Source organism: Bacillus paralicheniformis, from assembly GCF_002993925.1.
In the GTDB taxonomy this organism is placed as follows: domain Bacteria; phylum Bacillota; class Bacilli; order Bacillales; family Bacillaceae; genus Bacillus; species Bacillus paralicheniformis.
Map to the genome: position 1 here is coordinate 3995471 of NZ_CP023665.1, position 18768 is coordinate 4014238.

At 48.4% G+C, this 18768-nt stretch carries 19 protein-coding genes; 4 read left to right on the forward strand and 15 right to left on the reverse strand.

Translation table 11 applies throughout. The annotated features are described in order from the left end of the window. Positions 1 to 82: 82 nt before the first annotated feature. The 7 genes from rpoE to CP943_RS20460 form a co-directional block, all read right to left on the reverse strand. Positions 83 to 601, reverse strand: a complete 519-nt coding sequence (gene rpoE, locus CP943_RS20435) for a DNA-directed RNA polymerase subunit delta (RefSeq protein ID WP_023857062.1) — start codon at positions 599 to 601, stop codon at positions 83 to 85. Between the two features lie 155 nt (positions 602 to 756). Beyond that, complete coding sequence (locus CP943_RS22545; protein ID WP_164468295.1) at positions 757 to 903, reverse strand: hypothetical protein; 147 nt, start codon at positions 901 to 903, stop codon at positions 757 to 759. Continuing rightward, positions 903 to 2042, reverse strand: coding sequence for an acyl-CoA dehydrogenase (locus tag CP943_RS20440; RefSeq protein WP_023857060.1), 1140 nt, complete (start codon positions 2040 to 2042; stop codon positions 903 to 905). Before CP943_RS20440 ends, CP943_RS22545 begins: the two co-directional genes overlap by 1 nt. A 12-nt stretch (positions 2043 to 2054) precedes the next feature. After that, entirely contained in the window at positions 2055 to 3185 is a 1131-nt protein-coding gene (locus CP943_RS20445; protein ID WP_023857059.1) for an acyl-CoA dehydrogenase family protein, read from the reverse strand. 12 nt (positions 3186 to 3197) lie between these two features. Next, complete coding sequence (locus CP943_RS20450; RefSeq protein ID WP_023857058.1) at positions 3198 to 4061, reverse strand: 3-hydroxybutyryl-CoA dehydrogenase; 864 nt, start codon at positions 4059 to 4061, stop codon at positions 3198 to 3200. A gap of 16 nt (positions 4062 to 4077) precedes the next feature. Next, positions 4078 to 5256, reverse strand: coding sequence for an acetyl-CoA C-acetyltransferase (locus CP943_RS20455; protein WP_023857057.1), 1179 nt, complete (start codon positions 5254 to 5256; stop codon positions 4078 to 4080). Positions 5257 to 5353: 97 nt separating this feature from the next. After that, positions 5354 to 7468, reverse strand: coding sequence for a (Fe-S)-binding protein (locus CP943_RS20460; RefSeq protein WP_105981277.1), 2115 nt, complete (start codon positions 7466 to 7468; stop codon positions 5354 to 5356). 149 nt (positions 7469 to 7617) lie between these two features. On the opposite strand from CP943_RS20460, the gene cls reads away from it, so the two are divergent. Together cls and CP943_RS20470 are read left to right on the forward strand one after the other, a co-directional pair. Then, complete coding sequence (gene cls / locus CP943_RS20465) at positions 7618 to 8808, forward strand: cardiolipin synthase (RefSeq protein ID WP_026580253.1); 1191 nt, start codon at positions 7618 to 7620, stop codon at positions 8806 to 8808. Between the two features lie 73 nt (positions 8809 to 8881). Next, the gene (locus CP943_RS20470) at positions 8882 to 9148 is read left to right on the forward strand and encodes a hypothetical protein (protein ID WP_023857054.1); all 267 of its coding nucleotides are present in this window, start codon (positions 8882 to 8884) and stop codon (positions 9146 to 9148) included. Positions 9149 to 9233: 85 nt separating this feature from the next. Here CP943_RS20470 and argS read toward each other — a convergent pair whose 3' ends face one another. The 4 genes from argS to speE form a co-directional block, all read right to left on the reverse strand. Then, positions 9234 to 10904 (reverse strand): arginine--tRNA ligase, encoded by a 1671-nt coding sequence (gene argS / locus CP943_RS20475; protein WP_023857053.1) that lies wholly within the window; start codon positions 10902 to 10904, stop codon positions 9234 to 9236. After that, positions 10901 to 11329 carry a YwiB family protein gene (locus CP943_RS20480; protein WP_023857052.1) on the reverse strand — a complete coding sequence of 143 codons (429 nt, stop codon included), beginning with the start codon at positions 11327 to 11329 and terminating at the stop codon, positions 10901 to 10903. The genes argS and CP943_RS20480 overlap by 4 nt, the downstream gene beginning before the upstream one ends. 155 nt (positions 11330 to 11484) lie before the next feature. Next, positions 11485 to 12357, reverse strand: coding sequence for an agmatinase (gene speB, locus CP943_RS20485; RefSeq protein ID WP_023857051.1), 873 nt, complete (start codon positions 12355 to 12357; stop codon positions 11485 to 11487). A gap of 54 nt (positions 12358 to 12411) precedes the next feature. Beyond that, positions 12412 to 13242 carry a spermidine synthase gene (gene speE, locus CP943_RS20490; protein WP_023857050.1) on the reverse strand — a complete coding sequence of 277 codons (831 nt, stop codon included), beginning with the start codon at positions 13240 to 13242 and terminating at the stop codon, positions 12412 to 12414. Between the two features lie 368 nt (positions 13243 to 13610). Here speE and CP943_RS20495 point away from each other — a divergent pair, with 368 nt between their 5' ends. Continuing rightward, complete coding sequence (locus CP943_RS20495; RefSeq protein ID WP_023857049.1) at positions 13611 to 15683, forward strand: transglycosylase domain-containing protein; 2073 nt, start codon at positions 13611 to 13613, stop codon at positions 15681 to 15683. A gap of 61 nt (positions 15684 to 15744) precedes the next feature. Here CP943_RS20495 and CP943_RS20500 read toward each other — a convergent pair whose 3' ends face one another. Together CP943_RS20500 and CP943_RS20505 are read right to left on the reverse strand one after the other, a co-directional pair. Then, a complete protein-coding gene (locus tag CP943_RS20500; protein WP_023857048.1) occupies positions 15745 to 16260 on the reverse strand; it encodes a YwhD family protein in 516 nt (171 codons plus the stop codon). 12 nt (positions 16261 to 16272) lie between these two features. Beyond that, on the reverse strand, positions 16273 to 16956 hold the full coding sequence (locus tag CP943_RS20505) for a site-2 protease family protein (RefSeq protein ID WP_031305130.1): 684 nt from the start codon (positions 16954 to 16956) through the stop codon (positions 16273 to 16275). 86 nt (positions 16957 to 17042) lie between these two features. On the opposite strand from CP943_RS20505, the gene CP943_RS20510 reads away from it, so the two are divergent. Then, complete coding sequence (locus CP943_RS20510; RefSeq protein ID WP_020453307.1) at positions 17043 to 17228, forward strand: 2-hydroxymuconate tautomerase; 186 nt, start codon at positions 17043 to 17045, stop codon at positions 17226 to 17228. A 42-nt stretch (positions 17229 to 17270) separates the two neighbouring features. Here the strand turns inward: CP943_RS20510 and CP943_RS20515 are convergent, their stop codons facing one another. Beyond that, entirely contained in the window at positions 17271 to 18077 is an 807-nt protein-coding gene (locus CP943_RS20515) for a zinc-dependent metalloprotease (protein WP_105981278.1), read from the reverse strand. A gap of 184 nt (positions 18078 to 18261) precedes the next feature. Beyond that, positions 18262 to 18765 (reverse strand): YwgA family protein, encoded by a 504-nt coding sequence (locus tag CP943_RS20520; RefSeq protein ID WP_023857045.1) that lies wholly within the window; start codon positions 18763 to 18765, stop codon positions 18262 to 18264. Between the last annotated feature and the right edge of the window lie 3 nt (positions 18766 to 18768).

Consider the following 18768-nt stretch of genomic DNA (forward strand, 5'->3'; position numbering starts at 1 on the left):
GAAGAGCCCAAAATACATACTACATAGTTCGCCTGTGAAAGTCAAGATCGATTTAAACATGAATTCCGTTCAGGCGGCAAAATTACTCCTCGTCTTCCTCTTCTTCAAAATCTTCATCATCATCGTCCAGGATCTCGTCTTCAAGATCATCCAGTTCATCATCGTCGGCTTCATCGATTTCTTCGAATTCATCGGCGGCAATGTCCAAGTCGTCTTCGACATCGTCAAGAAGAATATCATCCTCGTCGATTTCTTCGAATTCGTCAAGATCAAGATCTTCTTCAACCACTTTTTTCGCTTTTTTCTTTTTCGCTTTTACAGTCGGTTGTGTTTCTTCATCAAGCTGATCATACGGATACCAGCTGCGCAGGCCCCACGTTTGGTCTGACAGCGCCAAAAAGCGTCCGTCGATATTTAAATCTGTGTAGAACTGGGCGATGCGGTCTTCCAGCTCTTCTTTCCCCATTCCAAGCAAGGAAGCCACTTGATCTGTTAGCTCCTGGAATGTAATCGGTTTTTTGTGTTCCGAAAAAATTTCGTATGCGATTTCAACTAAAGCCATTTCCTTTAGCTGTTCCTCTGAGTATTGTTTCAAACTCATCGCCAGACACTCCCTTTCTATCTTCATGTATGTATCTACTATCTCTGTCATAGAAAATAAGCATGTAATCCCTGTCTTTACGACAAACCATACCTCTCATTATAAACAAAAGAAATCACTTTATGCCACCTTTATTCCCGTTAATTCAATAATTTTTACCTGTTGCATTGGAAATCGGCGGCAAGCGGGATTGAAACATAGAACAGCCGGGAGCGTCCGGCCCCTTGAAAACGAAAAAACTGCGTCGGCGGCCTGTCCGCCGGCAGCAGTCCAAACCGTGCCAGACGGCTGTTTTCCGCCATTATTTCATCAGCATTCTCGAAATGACGAGCTTCTGTATTTCCTGCGTTCCTTCATAGATTTGAGTGATTTTTGCATCGCGCATAAAGCGCTCGACCGGATAATCCTTTGTGTAGCCGTATCCGCCGAATATTTGCACGGCCTCCGTCGTCACTTTCATAGCCGTATCCCCTGCATATAGCTTCGACATCGCGGAAGCTTTTCCATAAGGCAGCCCCTCTGATTCCAGCCATGCCGCCTGGTAGGTTAAAAGCCTTGAAGCTTCAATCTCCGTCGCCATATCAGCCAGTTTAAAAGCGATGCCCTGCTGCTCGGCGATCGGCCTGCCGAATTGCTTCCGCTCTTTCGCATACGCCTTCGCCGCCTCAAATGCACCCTGGGCAATCCCGACGGCTTGAGCGGCAATTCCGTTTCTTCCTCCATCAAGCGTCTGCATTGCGATTTTAAAGCCTTCACCTTCCCCGCCAAGGCGGTTTTTTAAAGGCACGCGGCAGTCCTGAAAGATAATTTCGGTTGTCGGCGATGAACGGATGCCCAGCTTCCTTTCTTTTTTTCCGACAGAAAAACCGGGAAAATCCTTTTCAACGATAAAAGCGGTTGTGCCTTTGTGCTTCTGTTCCGGTGCAAGGTTGGCAAACACGATGTAGATGTCTGCAATTCCGCCGTTTGTGATAAAGATCTTCGTTCCATTTAAAATATAATCATCACCATTTCTGACCGCGGTCGTTTTCATGCCGCCGGCATCAGAGCCTGAACCGGGCTCCGTCAATCCGTAGGCGCCTATCTTTTCACCGCGGGCCATCGGCTTTAAGTATTCCTGCTTCTGTTCTTCCGTTCCAAATGCATAAATCGGCCAGCCTGCAAGCGAAGTATGGGCTGACAAGGTGACGCCCGTTGAGGCGCAGACTTTCGAAAGCTCTTCTACTGCGATGACATAGGCGAGGTAGTCACTGCCGATCCCCCCGTATTCCTCAGGCCACGGTATTCCCGTCAACCCCAATTCCGCCATTTTGGAAAACAGTTCCATGTCAAACAGCTCTTCCTCATCCCGCTCCTTTGCAGTCGGCTCCACCTCTTGACGGGCAAAGTCGCGCACCATCTTCTGTATCATTTGGTGCTCTTCACTCAGCTTAAAGATCATTCTTTTCCCCCCTTATAAATGCTTACCGATGACGATCCGCTGGATCTCGCTTGTGCCCTCATAAATTTCACACACTTTCGCATCCCTGAAATATCGTTCAGCGCTGAAATCCTTTGTATATCCAAAATCTCCGAGCAGCTGCACGGCCTCTCCGGCGACATACATTGCCGTTTCCGAAGCGAACAGTTTGGCCATTGAAGCAGCCTTTCCCGTCTGGACGCCTTGTTGTTTCAGCGAAGCGGCCTGATAAACGAGAAGCCTGGCAGCCTCTGTCCTCGCCGCCATGTCGGCCAGCATAAAAGCAAGCCCTTGTCCGTTCTTATACAGCTCTCCGTCCGGATACCGTATTTTTAGAAATTCGATGGCTTCAGAAAGCGCTCCTTCGGCGATGCCCAGAGCCTGCGCCGCAATTCCGATCCGCCCGGTATCCAGATTGGAAAGGGCCATTTTGAATCCTTTACCTTCCTTCCCCAGCAGCTGCCGGGCGGGAATGACAGCGTTATCAAAATTTAAAGTGACCGTCAGCGAACCGTGAAGCCCCATTTTCTCTTCATTTTTCCCAATAAAAAAGCCCGGCGTGCCCTTCTCCACGATAAAAGCCGAAATGCCCTCCGTTCCCGCTTTCGGATCGGTTGAAGCAAAAACAAGATAAATGTCGGCGGCTCCGCCGTTTGTGATAAAAACTTTCGTACCGTTGAGCACATAGGTATCGCCGCGCTTTTCGGCCCTGGTTTTTAGACTGCCCGCATCGGAACCGGCACTCGGTTCGGTTAAACAAAAGGCTCCCAAGTACTGCCCTGCTGCCAGCTTTTTAACATAATGTTCTTTTTGCCGCTCATTTCCGTATAAAAGAATGGGAATGGTGACAATTGACGTGTGTACAGATAGAACCGCGCCAAGAACGGCGCTTTTCTTTGACAGCTCATGGATGATCATTATATAGGTGATAAAGTCATGACCGGCCCCGCTGTACTTAGCCGGAATCGGAAGCCCCATCCAGCCGCGCTCCGCCATTTTCTTCAAAAGAGAGGTTGGAAAACGCCCTTTCTCCATTTCAGGTACAAAAGGAGCGACCTCCTGTTTAACAAATTGCCTGACAATCTTCTGCATGCGGGTCTGCTCTTCTGTAAACTGAAAATTCAAGGTCACCCCTCCTTATGTCGGCTGCTTTTCGTACGTATAAAACCCTCTGCCCGTTTTCTTTCCGAGACGTCCTGCGCTGACATATTGTTTAAGGAGCGGACAAGGCCGGTATTTATCATCGCCAAAACCTTCATGCAACGTCTCCATAATATACAGACACGTATCCAGACCAATCAGGTCAGCGAGAGCCAGCGGGCCCATCGGATGGTTCATGCCAAGCTTCATGATTCCGTCTATGCTTTCTTTCTCGGCGACGCCTTCATAAAGCGCAAAAACCGCCTCGTTAATCATCGGCATTAAAATGCGGTTGGAGATAAATCCCGGAAAATCCCGCACCTCGATCGGAACCTTGTTCATCCGCTCCGCCGCAGCCACGACGGTTTCATATGTTTCGCCGCTCGTCTCAAGCCCCCTGATGACCTCGACAAGCTGCATGACCGGAACCGGGTTCATAAAATGCATGCCGATGACATTTTGAGGTTTTTTCGTGACGGAAGCGAGCTCCGTAATCGACAATGACGATGTATTTGATGCCAATAGGGCTGAGTCTTCGGTCACTTCATCAAGCCGTTTGAAAATCTCTTTTTTTACATCCATTTGCTCAACAGCCGCTTCAATGATGAGAAAAGCTTCCCGCGCATCGTCGAGCGAAGCCGAAGGAGAAAGACGCTGGTAGATTTGCTGTACGTCTCCATGCGGAAGCTTGCCTTTTTCCGCCTGTCTGACTAGCTGGCCGGAAATGCGCTTCATTCCCTTTTCAATTTGGTCAGGTGATACGTCGTACATGTAAACATTGTATCCGGCCTGGGCAGAGACCTGGGCGATCCCGGCCCCCATCTGGCCGGCTCCGATGACCATGATCGTGTCTTTTTTCATTTAAAATCCCCCTTTTTTATACCTCGATCATCACGGCGTCTCCCTGACCGCCGCCGCTGCAAATGGCAGCAATACCTGTACCGCCGCCGCGCCGTTTTAATTCGTACATAAGCGTCAAAATGATTCTTGCCCCGCTCGCGCCGATCGGATGACCTAGCGCGATGGCGCCGCCGTTGACATTGACCTTCTCCATGTCAAGGCCCACGATCTTTCCGCTTGCCAAAGCTACCGCGGCGAACGCTTCATTGATTTCAAACAGTTTGATATCAGAAAGCTCAGCTCCGGTTTTGTTAAGCAGTTCTCTGATGACAAGCCCTGGGGTTTTCGGGAAGTCTTTGGCTTCGACTGCAATGGATGTGTGCGCTTTAATGACGGCGGACACATTCACATTGAGTTCCTTTGCCCTGTCTTCATTCATCACGATAAGCGAGCATGCTCCGTCATTTACCCCCGGCGCGTTTCCCGCAGTAATTGTCCCGTCGTGGTCAAAAACCGGAGCAAGCTGTGACAGCCTTTCCAATGACGTATCGCGCCGCGGAGCTTCATCTTGATCAACCGTTAATTCGCCGCCCCGCTTCTGCGGTATACAAACAGGGACGATCTCTTCTCCGAGCGCACCTGAAGCTGCAGCCTGTACGGCCCGCATGTGGCTCCTGAGCGCCCATCGATCCTGTTCTTCTCTTGCAATCTCCAACTCTTTCGCAGCGGCATTTCCGTAGGAGCCCATATGAACACCCGTAAATGAGCATGTCAGCCCGTCTGTGATCATCAAATCTTTAACCGCTCCGTCTCCCATTCTCAGCCCCCATCTCGCTTTTTGAAGCAAATAAGGGGCATTTGACATCGATTCCATACCTCCTGCTGCAATGACCTCCGCATCACCGGCCCGGATGATCTGATCCGCCATTGTGACGCTTCTTAAACCTGAAGCGCACACTTTATTAATCGTTTCCGTTTTGACATCCCACGGCAGTCCCGCAAAACGCGCAGCCTGTCTCGACGGCAGCTGCCCCTGTCCGCCTTGAAGAACGGAACCCATAATGACTTCATCGACATCCTCAGGATGTACACCGGAACGTTTTAATGCTTCTTTTACGGCGATTCCGCCGAGCTCCGCTGCCGTCTTTGACTGAAGCGCGCCCCCGAGTTTTCCAAAAGGCGTGCGCGCGCCGCCTGCAATAACCGATCTCGCCACCTGACATCCTCTCCCCTTATCATGATTTGTGCATACCGAAGATAAAAGAAGGCGGAGATCCGGCTCACACCTTCTTTATTCAAAACCTGAAATCCGTCTATGAAGCATGTTCTTTTTGTTCTGAGCCGAATACGGCGCGTTCAAGCAGCTCCGCCACATCGTAGGTGCCGACCTGATCCTCCATTTCCTTGGCTTTTGTTCCGTCGCCTAGCATCGTCAAACAATACGGACAGCCCGAACTGATGACAGAAGGTGAAGCGCTGAGCGCCTGCTCCGTTCTGGCAACGTTGATCCTTGTGCCCGTCTCTTCCTCCATCCACATGAGACCGCCCCCCGCTCCGCAGCACATTCCGTTTTCACGGCTGCGTTCCATTTCCACTAAATGGATGCCCGGAATGGAGCGCAGAATATCGCGCGGCGGTTCGTAAACCTCATTGTAGCGGCCCAAATAGCATGAATCATGAAAGGTGACGGTTTCGCGAACCGGAAACTCAGGTTTCAGCCTTCCTTCTTCAATAAGGGCAGCGAGAATTTCTGTATGATGATACACCTCCGCTTTCAGACCAAAATCAGGATATTCATTTTTAAAAATATTGTATGCATGCGGATCGATGGTTACAATTTTTCGAACATCATTTTTTTCAAATTCTTCAATATTTTTTGCGGCAAGCTCCTGGAATAAAAACTCGTTGCCAAGCCGCCTCGGCGTATCGCCTGAATTTTTTTCTTTATTGCCTAAAATCGCCAACGTGACCCCGGCTTGATTGAGAAGGCGCGCGAAAGCCATGGCGATCTTCTGGCTTCTCCGGTCATACGATCCCATCGACCCGACCCAGAACAGGTATTCAAAGGCCTCGCCTTTTTTCTTCATTTCTTTCACTGTCGGCACCTTAACGTCGTCTCTCATGTCACGCCAGTTTTCGCGTTCTTTTCTGTTTAATCCCCAAGGGTTACCCTGTCTTTCAATGCTCGTCATGGCGCGCTGGGCATCTGCATCCATTTTTCCTTCTGTGAGCACGAGATAGCGGCGGAGATCGATGACCTTGTCGACGTGCTCATTCATGACCGGGCACTGATCTTCACAATTCCGGCACGTTGTGCATGCCCAAATTTCCTCTTCGGTGATGATGTCGCCGATTAAGCTCGGATTGTATAGCTCTGAAGCAGCCGCTTCTCTTGATCCTTCTCCTCCCGCCGCCATGGCCAGCTGGTTGCCTTTCGTATGCTGAAAGAGAGGCGCGGGAACCCAAGGCGTTTTCGATGTTACTGCTGCTCCCTTTTCTGTCAAATGGTCTCTGAGCCGCAAAATCAGATCCATCGGCGAAAGCATCTTGCCTGTTCCGGTAGCCGGGCACATATTGGTACAGCGCCCGCATTCAACGCACGCGTAAAGATCGATCAGCTGGGATTGCCTGAATTCCTCGATCCGTCCGACGCCGAACGTTTCTTTTGTTTCATCTTCAAAATCGATTTTTTGAAGCTTTCCCGGGTTTGTCAGCCGGCTGAAAAATACGTTTGCCGGTCCGGCAATTAAGTGGGCGTGCTTTGACTGCGGCACATAGACTAAAAATGTCAGTAAGATAAGAAGATGCGCCCACCATGCCGCATAGAACACTGCCGCTGAGGCGGTTTCTCCCATGAAGCCGAGGGCAAAAGCGATGCCTGATGCCATCGGTTCGTGCCATGATAATGAATGTTCATGCCAGATCATGTTCATACCGTTTCCGAGTAAAACGGTAAACATCAAGCCGCCGATCAGCATGAGCACGATCCCCGACTTCAAATTGCGCTTCAGTCTGACGAGTTTTTCAATATAGCGCCTGTGAAAGGCCCAGACCACCGCAATTAAAATCATCAACGTGACGATTTCCTGAAAAAACGTAAACGCCGGGTAGACGCTGCCAAGCGGAAGTCCTTGATCGGGAACGAGCCCTTTCAAAATAAAATCGATCGCTCCGAACTGAACGAGAATAAAGCCGTAAAAAAACATGACGTGGATAATGCCGCTTTTTTTATCTTTAAGCAGTTTCTTTTGGCCGAACACGTTCTCCCATATCTTTTGAAGGCGCTCCTTCGTCCGCTTATCAAAATCCTCTTTTTGTCCGAGCCTGATGTAACTGATTCTCGTTCGGATCAAGTAGACAAACAGATAAACGGCGTAAGCGGTTACACCTAAAAACGCAATGAAATTCAACCACAATAAGACATTCATCAGCTGCTCCCCCTTTCATTTCCCCAACCTTAAATCCCCTTGAACTACCTTTATCTTAAATAATGAATGAGTGTTCAGTCAATATGTTTTCATAAATGCAGGAAATTAGGGGGACACTATTCTTTACACGAAAAAAGGGAGTGTCTTCATTGGTGCCGCTTATGATTATGGTATGTTTTCTCATCCTGCTTCTTGCGCTCGATTTCCGTTTCGGCCGCAAAGCCTTTGAAAGGAAAGCCTACGAACCCGTTTTTTCAGAGAAGAAAAGCGATATTGAACTGATTCATAACGGAGAAGACTTGTGTGAGCGGCTGCTGGATGACATCCGCCAGGCCGAATCGTCGGTGCATGTCATGTTTTATATTGTGAAGAACGATGATATCAGCCTTGAATTTTTAAAAATGCTGAAGGATAAAGCGAAAGCCGGCGTATGCGTACGCTTGCTGATTGACCGGATCGGCGCGATGAAGGTAAAGAAAAAAACGCTGTCAGACTTGAAACAAAGCGGAGCGCACGTTTTTTTTGTCAACAATCCGGGCTTCCCTTATTTCTTTTATCGACTGAATGCAAGAAATCACCGGAAAATCGCTGTCATAGACGGAAAGATCGGCTATGTGGGCGGATTTAACATTGCGAAAGAATACCTTGGTAAAAAAGCGGAATTCGGCCCGTGGAAGGATTACCATTTGCGAATGACGGGGGAAGGTGTTGCCGACTTGCAGCACATTTTTTTATCAGACTTCAATAGAGAAGCGCCGCTATCACAGCCGGACAGCGGTATGTTCCCGCCGCTCCATCAAGGAGCTGTCACCCATTCGATACATGCGACAAAAGGGTTTTCTCTGGAAGGAAAATACATTTCATTTATTGATCAGGCAAAAGAAAGAATCATGATTTGCACGCCGTACTATATTCCGAGTCCGGCTTTGCAGCAAGCAGTTCTTTCAGCCAGGGAAAGAGGCGTGATCGTCTCGGTTCTCGTGCCGATGAAAGCCGACCATCCGCTTGTCAAAGAGGCCGCCTACACGAACTTTCCCGCACTTTTGGAGGCGGGTTGCTATATTTACCGGTACTACAGAGGCTTTTATCATGCAAAAGCATTGATCGTCGACGACCGGCATGTGATGATCGGAACATCAAATTTTGACAATCGAAGCCTGTTTCTCAATGATGAAGTGAATGTCGTCATCCATGATAAAGACTGGACAAAACAATTCTTTGACGTCGTCAAGGAAAGTATTGAACACGCCGAGCTTCTGACAAAGGAGCGGTATGCGAAGCGGCCGGTGATGCAGCGGCCCATCGAATGGCTGGCGAAATCGATTTCATATTTTTTATGAATCGTACGTTTATCCTGCATAACATGCGGGTAACATTTCACCAAAGTGATGATTACATACGGAGGGATATATGATGAACCAAGCAGAGTCGATTAAGCTCCGCGCACAATCGATGACATTAAAAAACTTGATTGAGCTGTACAGACTTTGCCGCTCAGCCAGACATCAGCTATATATATGCTCAAGAAAAACAATGTGCAAAATTAAAGATTTAATTGAACTGGAAATGTTCAGAATGGCCAATCGCGAAAATGAGTGCCTGATTGTCATCGAAGGGAAGATGGCGCAGGAGTTAGTAAGAAAAGCACAATCGATTCTTTCTGACGCTCAAGTTCAATAAGGGAAGGCGACGGACCTTCCTTGTGTGAGACGCCTCCTCACCAAATCAAGAAAAAATCCCCCGTTCAAAGGACGGGGGATTCGTTTTACATTTTTTCAGGAGCTGATACGCCGATCAGCTTGAGTGCATTATTTAATGTGATTTGTGTTGCCTTCATCAATGATAAACGCGCTCGGCTTTTTTCTTCATCTGCCGGATCGAGAACTTTCTCAGCATTGTAAAAACTGTGGAGCACAGATGCCAATTCAAAAATATAGTTTGTAATGCGGTGCGGAATCCGCTTCTCTGCGGCATCGGCGACAGCCTCAGGGAACGAGCCGATCACTTTAAGCAGATCATACTCTTTTTCAGAAGCGATTTTCGTCAGGTCAAGGTTCCCTTCAAATGAAATACCTTTTTCTTCGCCTTGTCGCAGCATGCTGCAAATTCTCGCATGAGCGTACTGCGCGTAGTAAACCGGGTTTTCATTCGATGTGGAGACAGCCAGGTCAAGATCAAAGTCCATGTGCGTATCGGCGCTGCGCATCGCAAAGAAGTAACGCACCGCGTCAAGGCCGACCTCATCAATGAGATCGCGCATTGTCACAGCTTTTCCGGTTCTTTTGCTCATCTTCATTTTTTCGCCGTTCTTGTAGAGATGGACGAGCTGGATGATCTCGACCTCAAGCGTTTCTTTGTCATAACCGAGCGCTTCAATGGCCGCTTTCATGCGCGGGATATAGCCGTGATGGTCCGCTCCCCATACGTTGATCAGCTTTTGGAAGCCGCGGTCAAGCTTGTCTTTGTGATAAGCGATGTCAGGCAGAAGATACGTGTAGGACCCGTCTTTTTTGATCAGGACGCGGTCTTTGTCATCGCCGAACGCCGTCGAGCGGAACCATGTCGCCCCGTCTTCTTCATAGATGTGCCCTTTTTCGCGAAGGGCTTCGAGCGCCTGATCGATCTTTCCGTTTTGGTAAAGCGATGTCTCTGAGTACCAGACATCAAATGGGACACGGAAATTCTCGAGGTCTTCACGAAGTTTGCCTAATTCGTACTTTAAGCCGTATTCACGGAAAAACGCGAGGCGTTCGCTCTCTTCTTCATGAACAAAACGGTCGCCGAATTCATCGGCGAGCTTTCGGCCGATTTCCTTAATGTCTTCGCCGTGATATCCGTCTTCAGGCATCGGCTTGTCTTTTCCAAGCGCCTGAAAGTAACGGGCCTCGACGGATAATGCGAGGTTGTTGATTTGATTGCCGGCATCGTTGATGTAATATTCGCGGCTCACTTCATACCCCGCTTTTTCAAGTACATTGCAGAGAGAATCTCCGACAGCGGCTCCGCGGGCATGTCCAAGATGCAGGTTGCCCGTCGGGTTTGCTGAGACGAATTCCACCTGAACGCGTTCTCCGCCTCCGATATTTGTTTCACCGTAGGCCTCTCCTGCTTCAAGCACAGCCGGAATGAGCTTCGTTAAATATTGATTGTTCATGTAGAAATTGATAAAACCCGGTCCTGCGATATCAAGTTTGTCGATCGACGCTTTTCCTTTATCAAAGGATGCGACGATTTCCTCGGCAATATTCCGCGGCGCTTTTTTGGCGATTCTCGCCAGCTGCATCGCCATGTTAGTGGAATAGTCTCCATGCGACTTGTCTTTCGGGACTTCCAATACGACTTCGGGAATCTCGCTTTCTGCGGCGAGGCCGGCTTTCATGACAGCTTCTTTAATTTCCTGCTTCAGCACATCTTTCATTTGTTCGACTATGTTCATGACTCGTGTCCTCCTCTATACGAAATCGACATCATATGTAAATGCTTTTGTTCATCGCTTACAATCATATCGTACTCAACGCTGATCTTTCCGTCTGGCGGCTGCCGGGTGACTGATACGGATTTTGTATCCACGCCAAGCTCGAGCCTGCCGAAAGGCATTTTATAATGAGTGACGGTGCGGCTGCCCGGCCTGAAACGCTGTTTCATTTCAATGGCGCCGGAACGCATCACCAGAACTTCGTTTTCGCTTGCTTTTACGATCGTCTTCACCTTTCCCGCATCATGCTCTTCATGATAAGAAAGATATATTTTATCTTTTTTCATATAATAAAACCCAGTTGTCCGGAACTCGATCGTTTCCGTGTCCGATCCTTCCCGGATAACAGATTTCACATGGATATTAACGGGTGTCTCCTGGTTCATTCCGACACTTCCTTTTTTGATCCGATTTGACTTGATTAGTATAATCATTCGGGAAAAAAAGTTCAACCGCTGCTCCTTTATACCATCTTAACAGAACGGACGGGAAGATAAACCATTTTCTAAGAAAAAAGCCGTCCCGAAAAAGGACAGCCTGTTTATTTCACCCAGCCGAGCAGCATTTCGCGAATCAGCTTGCTTGCCGTATTTGCGGTTTGTTCCGAATGGTCGTAGACCGGAGCGACCTCAACCAGGTCTCCTCCAACGACGTTGACGTCTGAGCGGGCGATTTCGTGAATCGAAGCGAGCAGCTCTTTTGATGTGATGCCTCCGGCGTCAACCGTACCGGTTCCCGGCGCATGAGCGGGATCTAAGACATCGATGTCAATCGTTACATAAACCGGACGCCCTGCGAGTTTCGGCAGGACGGATTTAAGCGGCTCAAGCACTTCAAATTTGGAAATGTGCATACCGTTTTCGTTTGCCCATTCAAACTCCTCTTTCATACCGGAGCGGATGCCGAATGAATAGACATTGCCGGGACCGATCAGTTCCGCTGCTTTGCGGATCGGCGTCGAATGCGAGAGTGGCTCTCCTTCATAGTCGACGCGGAGATCTGTGTGCGCATCCATATGGATGATGGCAAGATCGGGATATTTTTTATACATCGCTTTAATGACCGGCCATGAAACGAGGTGCTCTCCTCCCATTCCGAGCGGGAATTTTCCTTTTTCTAAAATGCTGTCAACATATTCTTCAATCATGTCGAGGCTCTTCTGCGGGTTCCCGAAAGGCAGCGGGATGTCGCCGGCATCAAAGAAATGAACCTCGTCAAGCTCCCTGTCCAAATAAGGGCTGTATTCTTCAAGCCCGATGGACACCTCGCGGATTCTCGCCGGACCGAAGCGCGATCCGGGACGGTAGCTGACCGTCCAATCCATCGGCATGCCGTAAAGGATGGCGTCCGCCTCTTCCCAATCGGGGCGGCTTGCGATAAACACCTTGCCGGAATATGCTTCATCAAATCTCATCTTCAAAAACCTCCCTGAAAAAAAGCGCAGAATACCATCCTGCGCCAAACTGTTTTATTTGATTAAATCGCTGACGAATTTCGGAAGGACGAATGCCGCTTTATGAATTTCTTTTGTATAGTATTTCGTCTCAATATCGAAGAAGCGACTGTCCTCCACTTCAAGAGGATCGTATTTTTTCGAACCGATCGTAAACGTCCACAATCCGCTTGGATATGTCGGAATGTTGGCCAAATACAGCTTTGTAATCGGAAAGATCTCTTTTACATCGCGCTGAACGTTAGTGATCAGTTCAGGTGTAAACCAAGGGTTGTCCGTCTGAGCAACAAAAATGCCGTCTTCCTTTAGCGCATTTGCTATGCCGGCGTAAAAGCCTTTTGTAAACAAGTTGACAGCCGGCCCTACAGGCTCGGTTGAATCGACCATGATGACATCGTACTCATTTTCAGATTCTGCAATGTGCATAAAGCCGTCATCGACCTTTACTTCGACGCGCGGATCGTCAAGTTTGCCTGCAATGGAAGGCAAAAATTTCTTAGAGTATTCGATCACCTTGCCGTCGATATCGACAAGCGTCGCTTTTTTGACGCTCGGATGCTTCAAAATTTCACGGATGACGCCGCCGTCTCCGCCGCCAACCACAAGTACATGCTCAGGGTTCGGATGCGTAAACAGGGGCACATGCGCCACCATTTCGTGGTAGACAAATTCATCTTTTTCAGATGTCATGACCATGCCGTCAAGAAACAGCATGTTGCCGAATTCTTCCGTCTCGGCCATTTCGAGCTTTTGAAAGTCCGTCTGCTCTGTATGTAAAGTCTTGTTGATTTTCATCGTAATGCCGAAGTTTTTCGTTTGCTTCTCTGTGTACCAAAGTCCGCTCAAAGCGTCATCTTCCTTTCGTGATAAGCTGTATTTCCATCTATTTTTCTCGCCTGCGGCGACGATTATTCTGCACTGAAGCATCGGCTTTTGCCTAAGGAAAAAGTATAGAGGAATTGCAGGTGATTGTAAAGACGGATCGATTCATTTTCAGGAGTCATTCCATTCCCGACGGCCGTTTTGGGCTGAGCTTGCCACAGATGTACATAAGCTTATTCTGCAGCGGCGACTGCCAAAACTGAGGATTCCTCCGGTTGCTCTGTTAATCGCCTCCTAGAGGGTCTGCGGTTTTTTCCTTCCCGCTTGTTTAAACCCTCCTCTTTTTCCTCATAATGATAAGAACATTTATTTATCCGGGAGGAGATTTGAACATGGACATGATGACGGACAAGCGGGTCCGTTTAACTATCAAGACGATACGCGCATTTTTGTTCATGGGAGCATTGATGCTGATCTTCCTTTCAATCGTTGTCATGACGGTGGTCCTGGCAGCCAAATGGCAAGGCGCTCCTTCGATTCAGGTGCCGAGGTCTACCGTGCTGTATGACGGAAGCGGAAAGCAGATGGGAGAGACGCATTACGGGCAAAAGCGGTACTGGGTTTCGCTGAAAAGCATCAATCCCGCCGTCATCGATGCCACACTTGCCGTTGAAGACCGGAACTTCTTCCGGCACCACGGCTTCGACTATATGAGGATGGGCGGCGCCCTCATCGCCGATCTAAAGGCGATGTCCAAAGTTCAGGGAGCCAGCACCATTACACAGCAATATGCGAGAAACCTCTACCTCGGCCACGATAAAACATGGAAAAGAAAGTGGAATGAAGCTTTTTATACGATACGGCTCGAACAAAACTACACAAAGAAAGATATTTTGGAAGGCTATTTAAATACGATTTATTACGGGCATGGAGCCTACGGAATCGAAGCTGCTTCCCGGATGTATTTTGGCAAACGGGCCAAGGATATCAATGCGGCGGAAGCTGCGATGCTTGCCGGCATTCCAAAGGGTCCTTCCGTTTATTCGCCTTTTGTTAATGAAAAAAAGGCGAAAGAACGCCAGGAAATGATCCTGACAATGATGGAGAAAGAAAACAAGCTGACGAAAAAGCAGGCGGCAGAACTGAAAAAACTGCCGCTCCGCTTTGAAAAACAGGATAAGCAAACAACCGCTAAAACCGCTCCGTACTTTTATGACGAAGCGGTTAAAGAAATCGCGCGCTTGCTGCATTTGACACCGGAGCAAGCAGAAACCGGCGGCTACAACGTATTCACCACGCTCAACCCGCGTCTCCAAAAAATTGCCGAGGACACGATCGAACGCACGATTGATTCGTCATCTGACATTCAGGCAGGGTTTACAGCGATCAATCCGTCCGACGGCAGCGTTCTTGCGCTTGTCGGAGGACGCGACTACGAAAAAAGCCCGTTTAACCGCGTAACCCAGGCTATGCGGCAGCCCGGCTCCACCATGAAGCCTTTCCTTTATTATTCGGCTGTTCAAAACGGTTTTACGCCGGCCACCCGGATGAGGAGCGCGGAAACGACATTTGAGCTCGGGCAAGGCAGCGCTTATTCGCCGAGCAACTATCACGGCTATTACGCAGACGGCCCGATCACTCTTCTTCAGGCCCTGGCTTTGTCCGATAACATTTACGCCGTGAAAACGCACCTTTTCCTCGGCATGGACAAACTGATTGATGCTGCAAAACAATTCGGCATCACGAGCCCGCTGCAAAAAGTGCCGTCGCTTGCGCTCGGAACATCCCCCGTGAAGCCGCTTGAAATGGTGAATGGATACGCCATGTTTGCCAATGGCGGAAAAAAAATCGAACCTTCCTTTATTACGAAAATTACCGATTCGAACGGGGAGATTCTTTACGAAAAGCCGAAGCGAAGCAAACAAATCCTTGACCCAAGAGCGGCTTTTATCACGGCCAACATGATGAGCGGAATGTTCGACAAATCACTCAACGGCTATACATCTGTTACCGGGCGGACGATCGCAGATCAGCTGACGCGCCCATACGCCGGAAAATCGGGAACGACCAGCACCGACAGCTGGATGATCGGCTTTTATCCCGGCCTTGCTTCAGGCGTGTGGACGGGATATGACAAAGAGCGGACAATCGATGCCGTCGCAGAGAAAAACTATGCCAAACAAATTTGGGCCAAATTTATGGAAAAAGCGCTTGAAAACGCGCCCGCCGCAACTTTAAAGCCGCCGGAAGGCGTGAAAGGGATGTATATTGACCCTGCTACAGGCTATGCGGCGGCGCCCAGCTGTCCGTCCAAATATTTCGCTTATTTTATCGAAGGTACTGAACCCGAGCAGGTTTGCTACGGAAAAGAAATCTATAAGGATCAAAAAGCCGGGCGCGAAAAACCCGCCGCTCCCCACAAGCGGAAAAAGTGGTGGGAAAAATGGTTTAAAAAAGAAGAATAAACTTTTTTGGGCGGGATAGACGAACCCCCCGGACTTCACGGCGGTCCGGGGGGTTTTTTTCCTATTGCTGAAGCAATCCCTTTTTCAGCTCGTCTGATGAACGGTCCCAAAGCCCTTGATCATGATTTTTCAGAAAATTGGCCAGAACGCGCTTGGAACTTTCATCCATGTGCTCGACGATAATCTTCCGCTTCATCGACTTATCCATTAAATTCACGTGCTCCGGAAGCGATTTGTAGCCGCGGCGGATGCTTCTGTCCACCGTCATTTCGCAAGCCGTCACCCCCGCATAATAAGGGCCTTCTTCCCTGCGGTCGATCGTAACCCACACCAGCCAGTAAGGTTTTCCGTTCGGCACCTCTTCCTTGTTCGGCAAAAATTTGATTCCTTTTTCAACCGTGCTGCGGGCGTGCATGGCGCCGATATCAACAAACGCTTCTTTCTCTTCGACATCGACAAAGACAGGCGAGATGTTGTCAAGGCTTAAAGCCCCTGCACCAAATCCCCCGTGTCCGTCCGTCGGATCGCTTTTAATAATATTGAATCCGATTGTTTTTTTCTTTTTTCCTTGTTCCATCAAAAATACCTCCTACATCAGCGGCCGGAAAACGCTGTTAAATATCGAGATGATATATTCCCGCCCTTCATTCAAAAACGGCCAGAATACATATTGGCCAAGCGGCGTAATGACGATGATCAGAAACACGATCGAGCCGTACGCTTCATATTTCGACAGCTTCGCCCGCACATCGGGGGCGACCACATCCTGTATAACCCGAAAACCGTCAAGGGGCGGGAACGGCATTAAATTAAACAGAAATAAAAGCAGATTGAGATTCACCCAAATCGTAAAAAATTGAAGCAAGCCGCTGTAAAAACTGGAAGGCAGCGTCCCGGACAGCTTCACGGACAAAAGCAGCAATATAAAACCGATGAAAGCAAGGATCAGGTTGCTGATCGGTCCTGCGATTGACACGAGAAATCCGGCCAGCCTCGGATTTTTAAAATAAAAGCGGTTAACGGGCACCGGCTTTGCCCATCCGAATCCCAAAATAAAGATCAAAATCGTTCCAAACGGATCAAGATGCTTGAGCGGGTTGAGCGTCAGCCTGCCCTGCCGTTTGGCCGTCTCATCACCGAATTTGTATGCCACATATGCATGGGCGACCTCATGCACAGTGAATGCGGCAGCAAGTGTCAAAACAACATACGGAATCATTTCCAGCGGATAAATAAGAAAACGGTCTAAAATGTGGCTTTCCCTCTTTCTCATATACAAAGATTTACTATCTCCAGTATACTATAAGAGCAGCTGATGCTAAAGTAAGCAGCCATTTTTTAAAAGGAGGAGGAGAACATATGCCGTACGTAACGGTTCAAATGCTGGAAGGCCGCACAGATGATCAAAAAAGAAATCTGGTGAAAAAAGTGACCGAAGCCGTCTCCGAAACAACAGGCGCACCTGCAGAAAAAATCGCGGTCATCATTGAGGAAATGAAAAAGGAAAACTACGGTGTCGCCGGCAAACGAATGAGCGATATGTAATAAAAACGGCGTCTGCCGCTTACATGCGGGACGCCGTTTTTATTATTTATACCAAGCTTTATTTCTTGTGATCTGGCTATTGTGAGCCGAATCCCAGACATCGACCGTGTAGGCGTAGTCGTAGTTCATAATGCAGCGGATTCCGCTTCCTTGCGCATCGTGGTTCAAGCCGAAGTTATGGGAAAATTCGTGGGTCGCCGCTTTTGCCGTGTTGGCCGTTCCCTGGTCGAGGTTTACGCTGAAGGCGCTGCCGTTCGGCTTGCTGTTGTATACGTATGCGATGCCGCCGGCGTCAAAATTGCTGTTCGCCGTAAATCCGACGACAAATTTATAGCTGCGCCCGCTGAAATTGCTCTGAAGGTTTGATAGAATTTGAGAGCTGTTGCTGCCTGAAGAAGTCCAAGGCGCCACGGCTTCGACAACAAAATCAATATCGTGGTCCCTGTTGAACATGACATCCGCCTGCTCAATAATTTGGACGATTCTCGTCTGCCAATCGCTGTATTTCGCGCGATACTGAGCGTCAGCCACGGCCAGGACGCTCACTTTCTGACTGCCCGTGCCTGCCTGGGTTGAAAATGTCCCTTTGCTCGTATTCTTTTTAAACGTTTTTGTTCCCGCTACATTTCCTTTCTCATCCAATATTTTCGTATTGACCGTTTTTTCTATTTGAACTTTTCCTTTCAAGTCTTTAAAGTCTTTCGCCTTAGGCAAAGAATCGATATGAGTTCCTTTTACTTCATGGCCGTGTTCATGATCGTGCCCGTCAACCTTGGCGGCGCCTGCCGTCAAACCGGGGATGAGACTGACGGAAAGTAATAGAGATAAGAATATAGAACGCTTTTTCACTGCTAATTCCCTCCTTTTTTTGAACGAAAGAAAGATTCTGCTAGTTATCTAAAAATTCCTTCAATTCATCCAAAAAGAGGAAATATTACACGCGTTCTGTTTACTGCTCCTTTCTATTTCCCCACAAAAATTCCAAAATGTTTACAATAAAACAAAACAAAAAACCTACCGTTTTCCGGCAGGCTTATGAACAAAGGTCTCTGAGTTTTTTTATGTAAGCGACGGCTTCATCGAATTCTTCGTCCGTATACCGCTGCTTGCTTTTTACGGTAAACACTTTTTCTCTGATCTCTTCCTGCTCCAGTCCTTCAAAATACAGAATCGTCGACACCAGTTCCAAAAAGCGCGATGACTGGCCGTTCACGTCGTCTATATAGGCTTTAATATCCCGCATATCCAGCTCACACTGGCTCAAAAACTGCGTTCCCGCTTCAGTGGGCGAATAGCGGTATTGATAATAGCCGCCTTTTTTTTCTTTGACTTCATGAAGAAATCCGAGATTGCAAAGTTCTTCGACTTGAAGCGTCAGCTCCTCTGAATAGGGCCCGTAAAAATGAAAATCATACTTTTCATAAAAGGGAAGCTCCAATTTCTTTGCGATATAAATGATTTTCTGCAGCTTTTTCCGCCCGACAATCTCCCCCGAATCCGAGAAGACCTTCATCAGCTTTGCATGTTCTTTTAACAAATC